14 protein-coding genes are annotated in these 19,483 nt (G+C 70.1%); 10 read left to right on the forward strand and 4 right to left on the reverse strand.

Going from position 1 to position 19,483, the window contains the following annotated elements; genetic code table 11:
- Nucleotides 1-32 precede the first annotated feature (32 nt).
- Nucleotides 33-548 (forward strand): hypothetical protein, encoded by a 516-nt coding sequence (locus FHT37_RS10290; RefSeq protein WP_091732658.1) that lies wholly within the window; start codon nt 33-35, stop codon nt 546-548.
- A 132-nt stretch (nt 549-680) separates the two neighbouring features.
- Here FHT37_RS10290 and FHT37_RS10295 read toward each other — a convergent pair whose 3' ends face one another.
- The 4 genes from FHT37_RS10295 to glgX all read right to left on the reverse strand — a co-directional run bounded on the left by FHT37_RS10295 (nt 681) and on the right by glgX (nt 6,321).
- Complete coding sequence (locus tag FHT37_RS10295) at nt 681-1,076, reverse strand: VOC family protein (RefSeq protein ID WP_091733810.1); 396 nt, start codon at nt 1,074-1,076, stop codon at nt 681-683.
- Nucleotides 1,077-1,124: 48 nt separating this feature from the next.
- Nucleotides 1,125-2,330 (reverse strand): cation:proton antiporter, encoded by a 1,206-nt coding sequence (locus tag FHT37_RS10300; RefSeq protein ID WP_183480607.1) that lies wholly within the window; start codon nt 2,328-2,330, stop codon nt 1,125-1,127.
- Nucleotides 2,331-2,482: 152 nt separating this feature from the next.
- A complete protein-coding gene (gene malQ / locus FHT37_RS10305; RefSeq protein ID WP_183480609.1) occupies nt 2,483-4,006 on the reverse strand; it encodes a 4-alpha-glucanotransferase in 1,524 nt (507 codons plus the stop codon).
- Entirely contained in the window at nt 4,003-6,321 is a 2,319-nt protein-coding gene (gene glgX, locus FHT37_RS10310; RefSeq protein WP_183480611.1) for a glycogen debranching protein GlgX, read from the reverse strand. Before glgX ends, malQ begins: the two co-directional genes overlap by 4 nt.
- A 310-nt stretch (nt 6,322-6,631) precedes the next feature.
- Here glgX and FHT37_RS10315 point away from each other — a divergent pair, with 310 nt between their 5' ends.
- The 9 genes from FHT37_RS10315 to FHT37_RS10355 all read left to right on the forward strand — a co-directional run bounded on the left by FHT37_RS10315 (nt 6,632) and on the right by FHT37_RS10355 (nt 19,476).
- On the forward strand, nt 6,632-7,732 hold the full coding sequence (locus tag FHT37_RS10315; protein ID WP_183480613.1) for an ABC transporter ATP-binding protein: 1,101 nt from the start codon (nt 6,632-6,634) through the stop codon (nt 7,730-7,732).
- Nucleotides 7,729-8,937: a maltose/maltodextrin ABC transporter substrate-binding protein MalE gene (gene malE, locus FHT37_RS10320; RefSeq protein WP_183480615.1), complete on the forward strand. Its 1,209-nt coding sequence runs from the start codon at nt 7,729-7,731 to the stop codon at nt 8,935-8,937. The genes FHT37_RS10315 and malE overlap by 4 nt, the downstream gene beginning before the upstream one ends.
- Nucleotides 8,934-10,598 carry a maltose ABC transporter permease MalF gene (malF, locus tag FHT37_RS10325; RefSeq protein WP_183480617.1) on the forward strand — a complete coding sequence of 555 codons (1,665 nt, stop codon included), beginning with the start codon at nt 8,934-8,936 and terminating at the stop codon, nt 10,596-10,598. The genes malE and malF overlap by 4 nt, the downstream gene beginning before the upstream one ends.
- 13 nt (nt 10,599-10,611) lie before the next feature.
- Nucleotides 10,612-11,502, forward strand: a complete 891-nt coding sequence (gene malG, locus FHT37_RS10330; RefSeq protein ID WP_183480619.1) for a maltose ABC transporter permease MalG — start codon at nt 10,612-10,614, stop codon at nt 11,500-11,502.
- Nucleotides 11,503-11,913: 411 nt separating this feature from the next.
- Nucleotides 11,914-14,211, forward strand: a complete 2,298-nt coding sequence (locus FHT37_RS10335; protein WP_183480621.1) for a phosphoesterase — start codon at nt 11,914-11,916, stop codon at nt 14,209-14,211.
- 17 nt (nt 14,212-14,228) lie between these two features.
- Nucleotides 14,229-15,641, forward strand: a complete 1,413-nt coding sequence (locus FHT37_RS10340; RefSeq protein ID WP_183480624.1) for a cytochrome-c peroxidase — start codon at nt 14,229-14,231, stop codon at nt 15,639-15,641.
- Between the two features lie 14 nt (nt 15,642-15,655).
- On the forward strand, nt 15,656-16,318 hold the full coding sequence (locus FHT37_RS10345) for a hypothetical protein (protein ID WP_183480626.1): 663 nt from the start codon (nt 15,656-15,658) through the stop codon (nt 16,316-16,318).
- A gap of 8 nt (nt 16,319-16,326) precedes the next feature.
- A complete protein-coding gene (locus FHT37_RS10350) occupies nt 16,327-17,229 on the forward strand; it encodes a 2OG-Fe(II) oxygenase (RefSeq protein WP_183480628.1) in 903 nt (300 codons plus the stop codon).
- Nucleotides 17,230-17,304: 75 nt separating this feature from the next.
- A complete protein-coding gene (locus FHT37_RS10355; protein WP_221210996.1) occupies nt 17,305-19,476 on the forward strand; it encodes a glycoside hydrolase family 13 protein in 2,172 nt (723 codons plus the stop codon).
- The last annotated feature ends 7 nt before the right edge of the window (nt 19,477-19,483 follow it).

Consider the following 19,483-nt stretch of genomic DNA (forward strand, 5'->3'; position numbering starts at 1 on the left):
ATGCACCAGCGCCCGAGTGGAAGGAACCCGTCATGCGACGCTACGAAGTCATCCTGGAGAGAGTCATGGTCCCGTACCACGAGCGTGAGCTCGCGCGGGTGATCGCGTCGCAGGTGCTGGACGCCCGGCTCGGCGGGCCGGCGGGCGTCGTGGACGCCTTCCAGGCCGCGCAGGCAGTGACCGGCGGCGATCCACGCTGGCCGGTGCCGGAGAGCGCGAGCCGGTCCGACGTGGCCGCCGTCAAGCGCTGGCGCCGCGCGACCGAGGCGGCGCTGGACGCGGTCGAGCGCGGCTTCGCCCACGTGTTCCTGGGCATGTCGGAGGAGGAGATCGAGCTGGCCCGCGCCGACGAGTTCCTGAGCATCGTCCCCACGAGCAACGACCTGCCGCTGCCGGCGCGGCTGCTGTCGGAGGCGCGCGTCGGACTGCCCTGGTCGGCCACCGCGGCGGTCGTCGTCAGCGCTGCGGCGCAGGCCGCGCTCGTGGCGCCGGTGGCCCTGGTCGCGCAGGCGCCGGTGATGGCGCATGCGGCCGCCTTCGCGCGCTGAATATGCGGGATCCGTCGGATCTGCGGAATGCCTCGAGACGGGACGACTCGTCGCCTGTTCTCCCCCCGGCTCTGGATCGCCGGGCGTCCACCTGAGCCCGCCGGGCCCGGTGGATGACGATGAGCGCCAGGTTCAGCCCGCGAGCTCCGAAATCTCGATCAAGTTGAGGTCAGGGTCGCGCACGTAGACCGAGCGGATCCGGCCGGTTGCGCCAGTGCGTATCACCGGCCCCTCGACGATCGACACCTGCAGCGCCGCCAGGCGCTCGATGACGCGGTCCAGCGGCACCGCGGCGATGAAGCAGAGATCGAGCGCGCCCGGCACCGGCGTGTGCGCCTTGGGCTCGAACTCGCGCCCCTTCACATGCAGGTTGATCTTCTGCTGGCCGAAAAGGAAGGCCTGCCGAGACACCGGCGGCGTGCCGCCGACGAAGGTCTCCAGCCGCATGCCCAGCACCTCGGTGTAGAACCGGATGCACGCGGCTTCGTCGGCGGTCGTCAGGACCAGGTGGTCGAGGTGATCGATCAAGGCGGCCTCCATCGCGGTCAGTGCGGACCGCGCATTCTGCGCCGACGCTCAGCTGGCGCGGAACACCAGTTCCTTGATCCGTGCGAGCCGCGGCGCCACGATCGGCACCGTCAGCATCGTCGAGCTCACCGCCATCAGCAGCAGCGCGGTGAAGGTGGACGGCGTGATCAGCTGCTTGTCCAGCAGCACGTTGGAAAACACGATCATGATCAGCGCCTTGGTCTGCAGCAGCCAGCCGATGATGCCGGCCTCGCCCGGCTGCCAGCGCAGGATGCGGCCGGCCGCATGCACGCCGATCAGCTTGCCGCTGATCGATGCCGCCAGCAGGATCGCCGCCGCCAGCACGATGACCGCGCCGCCGTCGGTGCCCCACTGGGTGCGCAGCCCGGTGCTGAGGAAGTAGACCGGCATCATGACCAGCAGCACGTTGTGCCGGAGCTGGTCCATCTGCGCCTGGTCGAACCAGTCCGCGTCCATCACGACGCCGGCCAGGAAGGCGCCCACCATGTAATGCAGCCCGCACCAGTCCGCGCCCAGCGCGCACAGCGCCAGCCAGACGATGCCGACGTACCAGCGGTCGTTGCGGGGAATGCGGACCATCAGCCGGCGGAACAGCACCGTCAGCAGCGCGAACGCGCCCAGGAAGACGGCCTGCTTCCCGATCCGGGACCAGTCCATCAGGATGATGGCCAGCACCGACCAGATGGCGATGTCGTCCAGGCTGGCGTAGCGCAGGATGCGCTGCCCGATGGGCTGGCGCAGCACCTCGAGCTTCTCCATCAGCAGGATCAGGATGGGCAGCGCGGTCACCGCGCACGACATGCCCACGCCGACGATGAACTGCCAGGTCTGGGCGCGCTCGCCGATCCACTGCGGCCCCAGCTGCATCAGCGCCACCGCCGCCACCGCGCCGAACGCCATCGGCACGCCCAGGGCCAGGCCGGCGGTGATGCCGCTCTCGACGCGATGGGCCCAGGCCTTCTTGAGGTCGAGCTCGATGCCCGCGATCCACACGAACAGCATGACCGCCCACCAGGCGATGCCGTTCAGCGAGCCCACCACCTGCGGGTTGAACACGAACTGGTAGTACTCGGGAAAGGCCCGGCCCAGGATGCCCGGCCCCAGCACGATGCCCGACAGGATCTGCACGATCACCAGCGGCGCGAAGTAGTCGGTGCCGCCCAGTCGCCACACCAGGTAAGGCAGGGCGAAGGTGATCGCCATCGCGATCAGGAAGATCTCGGTCGTGCTCATGGGCGGCTCCTGGCGTCCTCGCGCGCTGTCCGCCGTCCGGTGCGCTTGCCCGGCCGGTCGATGACAACGTTGTCTCACGCGAATCCGATCCTAGGGCGCGAGCCCCGGGACCGCCGCTCTCGTTTCCCCTATGAAAGCGGTTTCAGAGCATTTCACTCCGGCAGCCGGGCGCCGGCAATCGGGGATCTCCCGCTGGTGGCCGAGATCTGCGCCAGCAGCCGGCCCGGCTCGGCGCCGACCATGTCCCAGGTGAAGCGCCACTCCCAGTTGCCGCCGAGGGTGCCGGGAATGTTCATGCGGTGTTCGCTGCCCAGGCCCAGCACGTCCTGCAGCGGATAGACCGCCACGCTCGCCACCGAGTTCGCGCAGGCGCGGATCATGGCCCAGTGGATGTCCTGGTCGCCGGCCGGCAGGTAGGCGGCGGCGAAGGCGCGCTCATGGGCGCTGGCCTGGTTCCACCAGCCGCGCACCGTGTCGTTGTCGTGGGTCCCGGTGTAGCAGACGGCCGCGCGCGGCCAGTTGTGCGGCAGGAACTCGTGACCGCCGTCGCCGCCGAAGCCGAACTGCAGGATCTTCATGCCCGGGTAGTTCAGCGCGTCGCGCAGCTCGTGCACGTCGGGCGTGATGAAGCCCAGGTCCTCCGCGACGATGGGCAGCTCGCCCAGCGACTTGGCGATCGCATCGAACAGCGCCTTGCCGGGACCGGTCTTCCAGACGCCGCGGGTGGCGTCGGGGCTGTCGCCGGGGATCTCGTAATAGGCGGCGAAGCCGCGGAAGTGGTCGATGCGGAAGACGTCGGCCGAGCTGAGCATGCGCTTGACCCGCGCGGTCCACCAGGCGAACTGCTCATGGGCCATCTTGTCCCAGCGGTACATCGGATTGCCCCAGCGCTGCCCGGTGACCGACATCGCATCCGGCGGCACGCCGGCCACGACGGTGGTCTGGAACTGCTCGTCCAGCTCGTACAGGTCGGGGCGCGCCCAGCAGTCGGCGCTGTCGTGGGCGACGAAGATCGGCAGGTCGCCCATGATGTGGACGCCGCGTTCATTGGCATAGGCCTTGAGCGCGCCGACCTGGGTGTCGAAGCACCATTGCACGAACTGCCAGAAGCCGACCTCGTCCGCGTACTGCTCCCGCGCCGCGGCCAGCGCGCGCGGCTCGCGGGCCGCCAGGTCGCGCGGCCACGCCCACCAGGGCTGGCCGCCGCGCGAGGAGCGGGTCGCCATGAACAGCGCGTAGTCGTCCAGCCAGTCGCGCTGGGAGGCGCACCACAACTCGTAGGAGGCGCGGTCGTCGGCCGACGCCCGCGCGAAGAATCCCGCCGCCGCCGCGCGCAGCTGCTGCTCGCGCCAGGGCAGCACGCGGCCGTAGTCGACACGTCGGTCGTCGAAGCCGCCCTCGGGCGCCGCTGGCTGCGCCAGCCAGCCGCGCGCGACCAGCGGCTCCAGCGCCACCATCCACGGGCTGCCGGCGAAGGCCGAGACGCCCTGGTACGGGCTCTCGCCGGGGCCGATCGGCGTGCTCGGCAGCCACTGCCAGATCGACTGCCCCGCCGACTGCAGCCAGTCGACGAAGCGATAGGCCTCGGGGCCGAAGTCGCCGATGCCGTTGGGGCCGGGCAGCGAGGTGATGTGCAGCAGGACGCCGGACTGGCGCTGGTGAAGGTCGATCGTCATGGTGTCGTGTCGCTCGAGAGGGTGTTCGTGGAATTGGATCGGGTGTCGGTGTCGATGTGCGCCTGGGAGGTCGATGCGGCATTCGTGCGCGGCCGTCCCCACAGCATCAACGCGCGAGCCGGGACCGTCACGGCATCTTCGCCGCGATGGCCCGTCGGCGTCTCGCCGCTGCTGTCCAGCAGCAGGGTCCAGCCGCCAGCGCCGTCACTGTCTCCATCACTGGGGCAGTCGATGTCGCCCGCCGTCGGCAGCGTGAACGGCGTCGGGTTGGCGTTCGGGTTGGCCATCAGCAGCAGGCGATCCTCGCCATCGCCCAGCACCGCCGCCAGCGCCGTGCGGCCGTCGACTCGCCAATCCTGCTCGCGCATCTCATGGCCCGTGGCGTCGAACCAGCGCAGCGTCGGCTGCCCCGGCGCTTCGACCTCGCCATCATCGCCGCCGCCGCGCGCCTCGCCCTGCGGCGACGGGAACCACCGCGCGTGGCGCAGCAGCGCGTGATCGCGGCGCAGCCGCGTCAGCGCGGCGGTGTAGGCGATCAGCGACTCGTCGGCCGCGGGCCAGTCCAGCCAGCCGATCGGGTTGTCCTGGCAGTAGGCGTTGTTGTTGCCGCCCTGCCCGTTGCCGAACTCGTCGCCCGAATACAGCATCGGCGTCCCCTGCGACAGCAGCAGCGTCGCGAGCATCGCGCGGCGCACGCGCTCGCGGGTGTCGCGGATCGCGGGATCGTCAGTCGGGCCTTCGACGCCGAAGTTGCCGCACAGCTCGCCGTCGCGGCCGTCGCGGTTGTCCTCGCCATTGGCCTCGTTGTGCTTGCGCGAGTGGCTGACCAGGTCGGCCAGCGTGTAGCCGTCGTGTACCGCCAGGAAGTTGATCGATGCCAGCGGCGAGCGCGCGCCGCCGCCATTCGTTGGCGGCGTCGGGTCGAAGACATCACGCGAAGCGCTGAAGCGGCGCGCGAATTCGGCGCGGTCGATGCGCCGGCCCTCCGGCCCGTGGCCGAGCCAGAAGCCGCGGGCCGCGTCGCGGAACTTGTCATTCCACTCCATGAAGCGGCCCGGGAAGCGCCCGAGCTGGTAGCCCTGCGGTCCCGCGTCCCAGGGCTCGGCGATCAGGTGCACCTGCGCCAGCAGCGGGTCCTGGCGCAGCGCGGCGTAGAAGGCCGACCGCGGATCGTGGCCCTCGGCGGTGCGGCCCAGCACCGGCGCGAGGTCGAAACGGAAGCCGTCGACGCCCATCTCGCCAACCCAGTGGCGCAGCGAGTCCAGCACCAGCTGCGTCACGCGCGGATGCTCGACCTGAACGGTGTTGCCGCAGGCGGTCAGGTTCTCCATCCGCGACGGATCGTCGGGCTGCAGCCGGTAATAGCTCTTCTGGTCCAGCCCGCGCAGCGACAGCGTCGGCCCCCACTCGTTGCCCTCGGGCGTGTGGTTGTAGACCACGTCGAGCACCACCTCGAGCCCGGCCTCGTGCAGCGCGTGGACCATGGCGCGGAACTCGGCCACGACGGCGCTCGGGTCGTGGCGCACCGCGGCGCTGGCCAGTCGCGGATCGGGCGCGAAGAAGCCCAGCGTGTTGTAGCCCCAGTAGTTGCGCAGGCCAGTACCGGACAGATGCGGTTCGTCGACGGCGAACTGCACCGGCAGCAGCGACAGCGTGGTCACGCCCAGGCGTTTGAAGTGCGCGATGGCCACCGGATGCGCGAGCGCCGCGTAGCTGCCGCGCAGCGCCTCGGGGATGCCGGGGTGGCGCATCGAGAAGCCCTTGACATGCACCTCGTAGAGCACGACGTCGCGCGGCGCGTGGCGCGGCGCATTGGCGCGCGGACCAGGCCCCGGCAGCGGCGCGGCCACGCGGGCCTTCAGCGCGGTCGCGCCGTTGTCACGCTCATCCAGCGCGAAGGGGCCGTCCGGGTGACCGAAGGGATACCCGTGATCCTCGGGCAGGTTGCGGAACTCGCCGACGATCTCGCGCGCATAGGGATCGAGCAGCAGCTTGGCGGCGTTGAAGCGGTGGCCCTCGCGCGGCGCATGCGGGCCGTGCGCGCGCAAGCCATAGAGGCGGCCCGGCGCGACGCCGGCCAGGAAGCCGGTCCACAGCCCGTCCACCGGGCCCTGCAGCGCATGGCGCGACAGCTCCCGCGTGCCGGTGTCGTCGAACAGGCAGAACTCGACGCGCGTCGCATGGGCCGAGAACACGGCGATGTTGACGCCGCCGTCGCGGACGGTGACGCCCAGGGGTTCGTGGCGGCCGGCCTCGACCGCGGCGGGGATCGCGGGCAGGCCGGTACCCGCGGAGAGGGCGGAAGCAGCGCTCATTCGATTCATCGGAAAGCAGTGGCGCCGACGGCGGCGCTCGTCATGAAGCGAAGTATCCATCAGACGCTTGGAGTTTCTGTAGTTTCACTACATCGGGTTATCCCGATATTCGACGTAAGCCATTGATTTCACGCGATTCGACGACGATTGAACGGGTGTAGCCGCGTTGTGAATCATCAATCCGCCATGTATATTCTCTACAAACATCGTTCGCTCCTTCGCCGCTGCGCGGTCGCGGCGACGGACGATCGATCGACACCAACGAACGAGACAGGCGGCGCCCTCCCCGGGCGCGCGCGGAGGTATCCAAGTGGCGGACGTGAAGCTGCACAGCGTGGTCAAGGCCTATGGCGAGACCAAGATCCTGCATGGCATCGACCTGGAGATCCGGGACGGCGAGTTCATGGTCTTCGTCGGCCCGTCGGGCTGCGGCAAGTCGACGCTGCTGCGCACGATCGCGGGGCTGGAAGACATCACCGGCGGCGAGATGCGCATCGGCGGGCGCCTGGTCAACGACGTGCCGCCGGCCGAGCGCGGCATCGCGATGGTGTTCCAGAGCTACGCGCTCTACCCCCACATGAACCTGTACGACAACATGGCGTTCGGGTTGAAGCTGGCCAAGGTCCCGAAGGACGAGATCGACCGCGCGGTGCGCTACGCCGCGCGCATCCTGCACATCGAGCACCTGCTCGAGCGCAAGCCCAAGGACCTGTCGGGCGGGCAGCGCCAGCGCGTGGCCATCGGCCGGGCGATCGTGCGCAAGCCCGAGGTCTTCCTCTTCGACGAGCCGCTGTCCAATCTCGATGCCGCGCTGCGCGTGCGCATGCGCTATGAATTCGCCAAGCTGCACGAGGACCTGAAGACGACGATGGTCTACGTCACCCACGACCAGGTCGAGGCGATGACGCTGGCCGACCGCATCGTGGTGCTGAGCGCCGGGAAGATCGAGCAGGTCGGCACGCCGCTGGAGCTGTACGAGCATCCGGACAACCTCTTCGTCGCCGGCTTCATCGGCAGCCCGAGGATGAACTTCATCGAGGCCGAGCTCGTTAGCGCCGCGGCCGATCACGCGGTGCTGCGGCTGAGCGACGGCGCGGTAATCCGCGCCCATGTCGACGCCTCGCGCGCCAAGGCCGGCGACAAGGTGACGCTGGGCCTGCGGCCCGAGCACTTCGAGGTCGGCGGCGATGCCAACCTGATCTCGAGCACCGTGACCTTCGTCGAGTCGCTGGGCGGCGTCACGCATGCGTACTGCGCCTATCCCGGCGTCGAGGAGGCGCTGACCTGCGAATTCGACGGCCGCAAGCGCGTGCGCTCCGGCGACACGCTGCAGCTGCATCTGCCGCCCGACCTCTGCTACCTCTTCGACGCGCAGGGCCTGGCGTTCAAGCGCCTCGGGGCTGCGGCATGACCGCGCCGGCATCGCGCATGACGCTGGCCGCGGCCGCGCTCGCCGCGCTCGCGCTGCTCGGCGCAAGCGAGCAGGCCGCCGCACAGACGCAGCCCAAGCTGCTGATCTGGATCAACGGCGACAAGGCCTACAACGGGCTGCAGAAGGTCGGCGACGCCTTCGAGCGCGAATCGGGCGTGAAGGTCGTGGTCGAGCATCCGGTCGACGCGCCCGAGAAGTACACCCAGGCGGCCGGCGCCGGCAAGGGACCGGACGTCTTCTGCTGGCCCCATGACCGCGTCGGCGAGTGGGCCAAGGCGGGGCTGCTGACGCCGGTGCAGCCGCGCAAGGCGCTGTTCGACGAGGTCGAGGGCACGGCCTGGCAGGCCTTCCGCTACCAGGGCCGCTACTGGGGCTACCCGATCGCGATCGAGACCACCGGCCTGATCTACAACAAGGCGCTGGTCGCGCAGGCGCCGGCGACCTGGGACGCGCTGATCGCGCTGGACAAGACGCTGCGCCAGCGCGGCAAGCACGCGATCCTGTGGGACTACAACAAGAGCTTCTTCACCTGGCCGATGTTCGCCGGCGCCGGCGGCGTGATCTTCGGCCGTGACGCGCAGGGCGATTTCGACGCCGGCCAGGTGGCGGTGAACAACGAGGGCGCGCTGGCTGCCGGCCGCATGCTGGAGCGCCTCATCCAGGAGGGCGTGATGCCGCGCGGCGCGCGCTATTCCGAGATGGAATCGAGCTTCGCGCGCGGCGAGATCGCGATGATGATCTCCGGTCCCTGGGCCTGGGAGAACGCGCGCAAGGCCGGCATCGACATCGGCGTCGCGCCGATCCCCGCGGTGATCCCGGGCAAGCCGTCCAAGCCCTTCGTCGGAGTGCTGGGCTGCATGATCTCGGCGCCGTCGAAGAACAAGGACCTCGCGCGCGAGTTCATCGAGCGCCACCTGATGCGGCCCGAGTCGCTGAAGGTGCTCGACGCCGACGTGCCCATCGGCGTGCCGGCCAACAAGGCCTTCTACCAGGCGCTGTCGGTGAATCCGCTGATCCGCGCCAGCATGGAGAACGCCCGCGCCGGCGAGGCCATTCCCAACATCCCCGAGGTGGGCCGCTTCTGGACCGCGATGGACGCGGCGCTGGAAGCCATCACCAACGGCCTGCAAAGCCCCAAGGACGCGCTGGACGGCGCCTCGGGCCGGATGCTGCTCAAGCAATGAACGCCACGACCGCCTCCTCCGCGGCCCTGTCCGCCGCCCTGCCCGGCTCGCCGCTGGCCGAGGCCTACACCCGCCAGCCGCCCGGCGCACTGGAGCGACTGGGCCGCGCGCTCTACTGGCCGACGATCGCCGTCATCGCGCTGTCCGCGCTCTACCTCGTGTTCATGCTGTACGCCGCGGGGCTGACCAGCTGGGCGCTCGGCGTGCTGCTGCTGTCCGGCGCGGGCTTCGCCGTCTACCTGTCGAAGGCGGGCTTCGCGTATCGCTACCTGTTTCCCGGTGTCGCCGGGATGCTGCTGTTCATCGCCTTCCCGCTCGCATTCACGACGCAGATCGGTTTCACCAACTACTCGTCGGCCCACCTGCTCAGCCAGGAGCGCGTGCGCGAGTTCCTGCTGGACCAGCACGACACGGTGCTGGACGACGTGCGCGACTACAGCGTGCATGGCGCGGGCGGCGACTTCCGGATCGTGCTGCGCGACCCGGCCAGCGGTGCCGCGCAATTCGTCTCGCCGCCGCTGGCGCTGCGGCAGGCGGGCAAGCCGGTGGACGTCGCGATGCAGGCCGTCGGACCAGCCGACGCGACGCTGGGCACCGCGCTCACGCTGAAGGAACTCGTCGCGCACCGGCTGGCGCTCGCGCAGTTGCGGCTGCGCCTGCCGGGCCGGGCCGGCGGCACCGCGGCCACCGGCGGCGTGGGCGAGGCGTCGACGCTGCGCTACCTCGGCCTGCGCGAGTTCGGGCCGATCCGCCCCCACTTCGTGGAGCAGCCCGACGGCGCGATCAAGCGCGTGGCCGACGGCGCGCTCTTCCGCCCCGACGCGACCACCGGCTACTACGAAGGTCAGGGCGCGGCCGCGGGCACGCACCTGGCGCCCGGCTACAAGGTGATGGTCGGCGCGCAGAACTACCGGCGCATGCTGTTCGATGCCGAGTTCCGCGGCCCCTTCCTGTCGATCTTCGGCTGGACGGTGGTGTTCTCGCTGCTGACGGTGGTCTTCGCCACCGCGATCGGGATGATGCTGGCGGTGCTGCTGAACTGGGAGGACCTGCGCTACCGCACGACCTACCGCACGCTGCTGTTCCTGCCCTACGCGGTGCCGGGCTTCATCTCGATCCTCGTGTTCAAGGGCCTGTTCAACCAGAACTTCGGCGAGATCAACGCGATCCTGGACGCGCTCTTCGGCGTGCGTCCGGCCTGGTTCGCGGACCCCGCGCTGGCGCGGACGATGCTGCTGATCGTCAACGTGTGGCTGGGCTACCCGTACATCATGATCCTGTGCACCGGGCTGCTGAAGGCGATCCCCTCGGACCTGTACGAGGCCTCGGCGCTGGCGGGCGCGGGACCGCTGACCAACTTCTTCAAGATCACCGCGCCGCTGATCATCAAGCCGCTGTCGCCGCTGCTGGTGTCGGCCTTCGCGTTCAACTTCAACAACTTCGTGTTGATCGCACTGCTGACCGATGGCCGGCCCGACTACCTGTCGACCAAGATCCCGGCGGGCCAGACCGACATCCTGGTCAGCTACACCTACCGCATCGCGTTCCGCGACTCGGGCACGGACTTCGGCCTGGCGGCGGCGATCTCGACGCTGATCTTCATCCTCGTCGCGGGGATGTCGCTGCTGAACCTGCGCCTCATGCGCAAAGCCAACTCATAAGGACGCCCGGACCATGGCCATCGTTCGAGGCAAGCAGGCGCGCTGGCGCGTCGCCGCGGCGCATGCGCTGCTGTGGGCATTCCTGGCGGTGACGCTGTTCCCGCTGCTGGCGGTGGTGTCGATCTCGCTGCGGCCGGGCAACTTCGCCACCGGCAGCCTGATCCCCACGACGATCAGCCTGGAGCACTGGCAGCTGGCGCTGGGCATTCCGTACCAGGCGGCGGATGGCTCGCTGGTGCAGCCCCCGTTCCCGGTACTGACCTGGCTGTGGAACTCGATCAAGGTGGCGACGATCTCGGCGCTGCTGATCGTGGGTATCTCGACGACGGCGGCCTATGGCTTCGCGCGGCTGCGTTTCCCGTTCAAGGGCGGGATCCTGAACAGCATGCTGCTGCTGCAGATGTTCCCGCCGGTGCTGGCGCTGGTAGCGATCTACGCGATCTTCGAGACCATCGGCAGCTTCGTGCCCTGGCTGGGCATCGAGACGCACGCCGGCGTGATCGTGGCCTACCTGGGCGGCGTGGCGACGCACATCTGGACCATCAAGGGCTACTTCGAGACGATCCCGGTGGAGATCGAGGAGAACGCGAAGGTCGATGGCGCGTCGCACTGGCAGGCCTTCCGGCTGGTGCTGCTGCCGATGGCGGTGCCGATCCTGATGGTGGTGTTCGTGCTGGCCTTCATCGGCTGCATCATCGAATACCCGGTGGCGTCGGTGCTGCTGCGCGAGGAGTCCAACCTGACCCTGGCGGTGGGCTCGAAGTACTACCTGCACGACCAGCGCTTCCTGTGGGGCGACTTCGCCGCCGCGGCGGTGCTGTCGGGCTTGCCGATCACGGCGGTGTTCCTGCTGGCCCAGCGCTGGATCGTGTCGGGCCTGACGGCGGGTGGGGTGAAGGGCTGACGGGCGCGACGCGCGGTCAGCGCGTCTGCCGGCATCGTGTTCACCGTTCTGGACATGCGCCGCGCATTTTGTCCAGAACGGTGAACATCGCGCTCCCGACGGGGCTGCAAGAGACGCCTTGAGCGGTCGGCCCGGGTGTGATGCGCGGACCCGCGACACGAGGCCTCCACTCGCCGCCAAGGCGTTGCGCTCGCGCCAAGCCGCGTGCGAGCCACGAGCCATTCCGCCCCTTCGCGCCGCTTCACCAAACTTTGCGAAACGCGCCAGGCCCGATGCCGCCTGGGTTCTCACGCGTCCTTGACGCCGGGTGACACGGATCCGTCATGCGTGATTCCTAGAGTGCGCCGCGTTTCGGGCCGGCCCCTGCCCGGGCCGCTCGAACCCGCCATCGCCAACACTCCAGGACGCCCCATGCGACCCAGCAAATCCACCGCGCTGAACGCCTCGCTCACCCTGATCGCCGCCGCCATCCTGGCCGCCTGCGGTTCCGACAACGACGGCCCCTCGACGCCCAGCGTCACGATCAGCGGCGTCGTCACCGCCGCCAGCTTCACGCCCGGCAGCGCCACCGACCCCAGCCTGGCGCCCGCCTACTACGTCGGCGCCAAGGTCTGCGTCGACGCCGACGGCAACGGCGTCTGCGATGCCGCCGAGCACCCGGTCGTCACCGATGCCCAGGGCCGTTTCTCGCTGACCGTGCCGGCCAATGCCGCGCTGATCGCCGACATCGGCACCGACGCCACCGTCTCCGCCACCGGTGCCAAGGTCGCCAGCCGCGACGTGCTGCGCGCCTCGCTGGACCAGGTCCTCGACCAGGCCGGCCAGGTCGTCATCAGCCCGCTGTCCTCGGAAGTGCAGCGGCTCGTCGAGGCCAACGGCAGCAGCTACGCCGTCGAGAAGCAGACCGTGGCGACGCGCATCGGCGTGTCGCTCGACAAGGTGCTGGCCGACGTCAACACCGTCAGCGGCGCCGACCAGGCCGCCATGCTGGCCGAGTCCAAGGCCCTGGACAACCGCTTCACCTACGCCATCACCAAGCTCGACCGCGGCGACCTCTATCCCGACGCGCTGGCCGTGCCCGGCGGCGATCCGCGCCTGGCCGGGGCCGCCAACGTCAGCGCCTCCACCGCGCCCAGCGGGACCGACACCCGCGCGAAGATCACCTTCGCGCAGGCGCAGCAGGCGGCCTTCAACCTCGAAGGCATCCCGCGCTACGACCATCTCTTCATCGTGATGCTGGAGAACAAGGCGACGCTGTCGATCAAGGGCTCGCCGTGGGCGCCCAAGATCAACGCGCTGCTGGCCAGCGGCAACCAGCTGACCAGCTACTACGCCACCGGCAATCCGTCCGAGCCCAACTACACCGCGCTGGGCGGCGCCGACGACTTCGGCATCACCGACGACAGCCAGTGGAATTGCGACGCCACCGGTCCGAACGCGGTCCAGGATCTGCCGCTGCCCGACAAGACCCAGCCGGGCCTGGCCAGCTCGCCCTTCAACGCCAGCTGCACACAGACCGCCGCGGTCAACCACAACATCGTCGGCAAGCCCAACCTCTTCAACGCGATCGCGGCCGCCGGCATGACCTGGCGCACCTACAGCGAGTCGATGAACCCCGGCCAGGACTTCCGCACCGACAGCGTCGCCGATGCCGCCGTCACCGCCGCGGACAACGTCTACGCGCCCGGCACCCTCAACGGCAACACCGCCGCTGTCGGCAACGCCGCGCTGACGCTGCCGATGCCCGCCGGCCTCTACAAGACCAAGCACCACCCGGGCATGGCCTACCAGAACGTGCGCAGCGCGCCGGAGTTCAAGTACAGCAACCGCACCATGGGCGGCGGCCAGTGGGACGCCAACCTGAAGAACAGCAGCGCGTATGCGATGCCCGCCAACTACGACGTCGACCAGCTCGGCACCGACCTGGCCAGCGGCAAGGTCGGCACGCTGAACTTCCTGGTGCCCGACCAGTGCGACGACATGCACGGCATCAGCGTCGTGGGCAAGCTGGCGGGCGGCGGCACCGCCACCGCCAGCGACTGCGGCAGCGTCGCCAACAACGTGGCGCCGACCGCGGCGGCCAACATCATCACGCGCGGCGACAACTACGTCGACGCGCTGGTGAAGAAGATCCAGGCCTCGCCGCTGTGGAAGAACCCGGCCAAGCGCGTCGCGATCGTGCTGATGTTCGACGAAGGCAACGCCACCTCGGGCTTCAATTCCTGCTGTGGCTGGAACGTCTCCAACAGCGCGGTGTCCAAGCCGCTGGTCGTCGATCCCAAGACCGGCGCGGTCACGGTGGACGCCAGCATCAACAACTACACCAAGGGCAACCGCGGCCACGGCCAGAGCATCTTCGGCATCCTGACCAACCAGGCGGGCGCGCCCAAGGGGGTCTCCGACGGCGATGCCTACAGCCACTTCTCGTTCGTGCGCACGCTGCAGGACATGTTCCAGCTGGCGGACCCGGCGGTGGATGCGTCCTACATGAACCGCTCGAAGTACACCGAGAAGTTCATCGCCGCCAACATCCTCAACCTGCCCGAGTACGCCGGCAGCGCCGACACCCACTTCGACGCGGTGCGCGCCATCAACCACGCCTGGCAGGCACCGGCGAGCTATACGCAGAAGCAGTCGGCCGACGTGAACACGCCGGCGCAGATCGGCGCCGACGCGGTCCAGACCAATGTCTGGGCGCTGACGAAGTAAGCCCGTCGACGCGCGCGATGTCACGGCGAGCTCTCCTCTCCTCCGCCCGCGCGTCGCTGGCGGCCCTCGTGGGCACCGGCGCGTGCGTCGGCCTCGGCGCGTTGCTCGCCGCCTGCGGCCCGTCCGGCGAGCCGACGCCGGCGGGCCCGTCCGCCAGCGCCACCGCGGCCGCTTCCGACAGCGTCGGCACGGCGCTTAACCCGGCGACCCCGCTGAGCCTGGCGGCGCAGGTCGGCCAGAAGATGTTCTTCGACGCTTCGCTGTCGGCCTCGGGTCGCATGGCCTGCGCCACCTGCCACGACCCGAAGCACGCCTATGCGCCGTCCAACAACCTGTCCGCCCAGCTGGGCGGTCCGGCGATGAACCAGACCGGCACGCGGGCCGTGCCGTCGCTGCGCTACAAGGACGCGACGCCGCCCTACGCGGACCTGCTCGACAACCCCGATGGCGTCAGCGTGCCGGGCCCCGGCGGCGGCTTCGCCTGGGACGGCCGCGCGGCCACGCTCGCCGAGCAGGCCGGCCTGCCGCTGCTCGATCCGCGCGAGATGGCCAACGCCAGCCGTGCTGACGTCGTGAAGCAGTTGCAGGCGGGTCCCTATGCGGCGCTGTTCCGCCAGGCCTTCGGCGCGCAGGTCTTCGACGAGGTGGACCGCGCCTTCGCCGCCGCGGGCCAGGCGCTGCAGGCCTTCCAGCTCGAGGACGTCAGCTTCCATCCCTACTCCAGCAAGTTCGACCTCTACATCGGCAACAAGATCGGCGGCGTGCTCACGCCGGCCGAGGCCCGCGGGCTGAAGGTCTTCGCCGATCCCAACGGCGGCAACTGCGCGTCGTGCCATTACCAGGGCGCCGGCCTGAACGGCAGCACCGCGCTCTTCACCGACTTTTCCTACGAGGCCATCGGCGTGCCGCGCAACGCGGCGCTGCCCGTGAACGCGGACCCGAACTACGTCGACCTCGGCCTGTGCGGCCCGGCCCGCACCGATCACCCACCCACGCCGGGCAACCGCTTCTGCGGCATGTTCAAGTCGCCCACGCTGCGCAACGTCGCTTCGCGGCGCAGCTTCTTCCACAACGGCATCTTCCATTCGCTCGAGCAGACGATCCGCTTCTACAACACGCGCGACACGATGCCGGAGCTCTGGTACCCGACCGTCGGCGGCCAGGCCAAGGCCACGCCCGATCCGGACTTCCCGAGCTACGGCCTGATCACCACGCAGTACGTCGGCGGCCAGGTGTGCAAGTTCGACGACCTGCCCGCGCGCTTCGTCGGCAACATCGACACGCAGATGCCGCTGGACGGCCGTCCCGCCCACAGCAAGCCGCCGATGTCCGAGCAGGACATCGCCGACCTCCTCTGCTTCCTCAACACGCTCAACGACAAGGACGTCCAGCCGGCCGAGCCGCCCAGGCCGGGGGCCTGCACGTCGTGATGCTTCGCTTCCCCATGACTCACGCCCTCTCCTTGCGCCGCACCGCCGTGTCCATCGGCCTGATCGCGAGCGCGCTCGTCCTGAACGCGCTCAGCGGATGCGCGCGCTCGCCGGCACCTTCCTCGGACCAGTTCGCCGCGGCGCTGAAGGACTACCTCGCCCAGCGCGGCGACCTGTGCCTGGCCAAGACCGACTGGCCCATCGACCTGACGCAGCACGAGATCGACACCGGCGCGCGCAACGCGCTGCAGCTGCCGGTCCTGGAGCGACTGGGGCTGGCGAGCTCGACGGTCGCCGAAGTCGAGGTCCAGGACGACCAGGCGGTGTCGCACCGCATGAAGGTCCGCCGCTATGCGCTGACCGAGGCGGGCCGGCAGTTCTACCTGACGCGGGAGCGAGCCACGCCGGGCGGCGGCCGGCAGACGGTCGGCGACTTCTGCGCGGCCAGGCTGAGCCTGGACCGGGTCGTCCATTGGGAACTGGCCGGCGAAGGCCGGGACCGGCTCGCGACGGTCAGCTACACCTACCAGGTGAAGGCCGCGCCCTGGACCGCGGACGCCGAGGTGCAGCGGGTCTTCCCCGTCGTCGCCCAGGTGATCCGCGGAGCGGGCAGCGCGCAGTTGCAGGAGCGGTTCCGGCCGACGGCGACCGGCTGGGTCGCGGTGGACCTGCCCTGAGCGCCGCCATGACGAGCGTCGTGCGCTTTCCCTCGGCCCTGGGCGACTGGGTCCGTCGACATCTGGACGACGGCGCGTCGCCCGATGAGCTGTGCCACGCGCTGCGCGAGCGCGCCATCGCGCCGGAGGCCGCGCAGGCGATCGTCGACGGCTTCGTCCGCGCGCGCCACGGCCACGCGCCGATGCCGGTGGATCAGGTCGCGCTGCCCTCGCCCGCGGAGCCGGGCGGCACGCCGCTGCCGCCATATCGCCATGGCGAGCCGCGCCTGCGTCCCGGCACCTCGATCGCGACGCATGACCGCGTCGTGCGCGTCGCCGCGCGCGCGGCGCAGCCGCTGCTGGCGGTGCTGAACGGCGTGATCGATGCCGATGAATGCGAGCAGCTCATCGCGCTGGCGCGCCCGCGACTGCGGCCCTCGACGCTCGTCGATCCGCACACCGGTCGCGACGTGGTGAGCGGCTTGCGCAGCAGCTTCGGCATGTTCTTCCGGCGCGCCGAGACGCCGCTGATCGCGCGCCTGGAGCAGCGCCTGGCCGAGCTGATGAACCTCCCGGTCGCGCACGCCGAAGGCCTGCAGGTCCTGCACTACCCGCCAGGCGCCGGCAGCGCGCCCCACTACGACTTCCTCGTGCCGTCCAACCCGGCCAACCGGGCCTCGATCGATCGCAGCGGCCAGCGCGTCAGCACCTTGGTGACCTACCTGAACGACGTGCCCGCCGGCGGCGAGACGGTCTTCCCGGCGGTCGGCTGGGCGGTGTCGCCGCAGCGCGGCCACGCCGTCTACTTCGAATACACCAATGCCCAAGGGCAACTGGACCACGCCTCGCTGCACGCCAGCGCGGCCGTTGTCCAGGGCGAGAAATGGGTCGCGACGACCTGGATGCGGGAGCGCCCGTTCGTGAGCGCGTAGGCCGGAGGGACGCAAGCCCGAAGAAGGGCTGACCCCGAGGGCCCTCGCCTCGAATCCGAGGTAGCGTTCCCGGCCATGCACGCCTCCTTGCCACGCCGACGCGCGCCGCTCGCGTCCCTCCCCGCCGCGCTGCTGACCGGCCTGGCGGCCACGCTGTACGCCACCGGGCCGGCGCTGGCCGCGCGGGCCGACGAGGCCGGCCCACCTCCAGCGATGCCCACGCCGAGCGCTTCGGGCGCCTGCGCCGCGTCGCTGGGCGCCGTCGCGGCAAGCCTGCGCTACGACTCGCGCCTCGCCGCCTTCAAGACGCCCTTCGGCGCGCAGCCGGCCAAGACCTGGATCGAGTTCCAGCTGACCGCGCTGCCCGGCGTCGAGAAGCTCGAGCTGGTCGTCGAGCGCCGCCGCGTCGAGGGCAACGAGGACCTGATCGCCTATGCCGAGGAGGCCCGCGTGCCGCTGCACAAGGCCGGCACCGCCGGGGGCCGCGAGCGCTGGAAGGCCCGTCACCGCTTCGGCGCGCCGGGTGTCTACGGCTACTACTTCATCGCCACGATCGACGGTGCCCGCTACGTCGTCCAGAACAACGCCGACCCGATCCACTGGACCAAGGAGAAGGGCTCGATGGGGCCGGCCAGCATCGCGCCGCTGCCCGAGGGCCCCGATGCCAAGGGGCCTTTCTCGATCCGCCGCTATCGCCAGACCATCCACGCCTCCGACTTCGCCGTCCCCGGCTTCGCGCGCGACCTCATCTACTACTACGTCTTCCCCGAGCGCTTCCGCAACGGCGACAGCTCCAACGATCCGCAGGTCGGCCAGGCCCGGTACCAGGACCACGGCATCGAGCGCCATCCGCGCTGGCTGGACCGTCCGTACAAGCCGGGCAGCGGCGACGGCTCGGACGCGGTCTACAACAACGACTTCTTCGGCGGCGACCTGGCCGGCCTCATCGACAAGCTCGATGACCTGCGCGAGCTGGGCGTCAACGCGCTGTACCTGACGCCGGTCTTCCAGGCCGCCAGCAATCACAAGTACGACACCGGCGACTACAAGCGCATCGATCCCGCCTTCGGCAGCAACGACGACTTCCAGCGCCTGACCAGCGAGGCCGGCAAGCGCGGCCTGCGCGTGATCCCGGACACCTCGCTGAACCACGTCGGCGCGGACTCGCCCTACTTCAACCGCTTCGGCAACTTCCCGGCCGGCGGCGCCTTCGACAACGGCAAGGCCAACCCGGCCTCGCCCTATGCGAGCTGGTTCCGCTTCGACCTCTCCCGGCCCAAGCCCGACGACCAGTACGCCGCCTGGATCGGCATCAAGGACCTGCCCGAGCTGGACAAGTCCAGCCGCGCCTTCCGCGACTACGCCTTCGGCCGGGACGGCGTGATGCAGTTCTGGCTGGACCGCGGTGCGGCGGGCTGGCGCATGGACGTCGCGCCCTGGGTGCCGGACGATTTCTGGCGCGCCTGGCGCATCGCGGTCAAGCGTCACCAGCCGGAGGCGCTGACGATCGCGGAGACCTGGTTCGACGCCAGCAAGTTCTTCCTCGGCGACACCTTCGACGCGACGATGAACTACATCTTCCGCAATGCCGTGCTGGACTTCGCGGCCGGCGTCAGCGCGGAGCGTGCCTACCAGAACCTGGAGCTGCTGCGCGAGTCCTATCCGCCGCAGGCGCTGTTCGCGTCCATGACGCTGCTGTCCTCGCACGACCAGCCGCGCGCGCTGCATCACTTCGGCGTGCGCGACGACAGCCCGCCGGAGAAGGTCGCCGACGGCAAGCGGCGCCTGCTGCTGGCGATGTTCTTCCAGATGAGCTACCCGGGCGCGCCGACGATCTATTACGGCGACGAGGTGGGCCTTGGCGGCGGCGAGGACCCGTACAACCGCGCGCCCTACCCCTGGGCCGACGAAGGCGGGCAGCCGGACCTGGCGCTGCGCGCGCAGGTCAAGCGGCTGGTCGGCCTGCGGCAGTCGCAGCCGGTGCTGCGGCACGGCAGCCTGTCCGCGCCGCTGTGGCTGGACGAGCACGTGATCGTGCTGCTGCGCCAGGACGGCCGCCGCAGCGCGATCGTGGCGATGAACAACGCCACCGAGCCGATGCGGGTGACCATCGCGCTGCCGCCGGCGCCGCGCGCCACGCCCTTCATCGACGCGCTGACACCCGGCGCGCCGATGAAGGCGGCGGGCAACGGCCAGTTGCTGATCGAGATCGGCCCGCTGAGCGGGCGGGTGCTGGTGGGCGATTGAGTCCGGT

The sequence above is a fragment of the Mitsuaria sp. BK037 genome, assembly GCF_014193045.1.
Taxonomy (GTDB): Bacteria; Pseudomonadota; Gammaproteobacteria; order Burkholderiales; family Burkholderiaceae_C; genus Roseateles.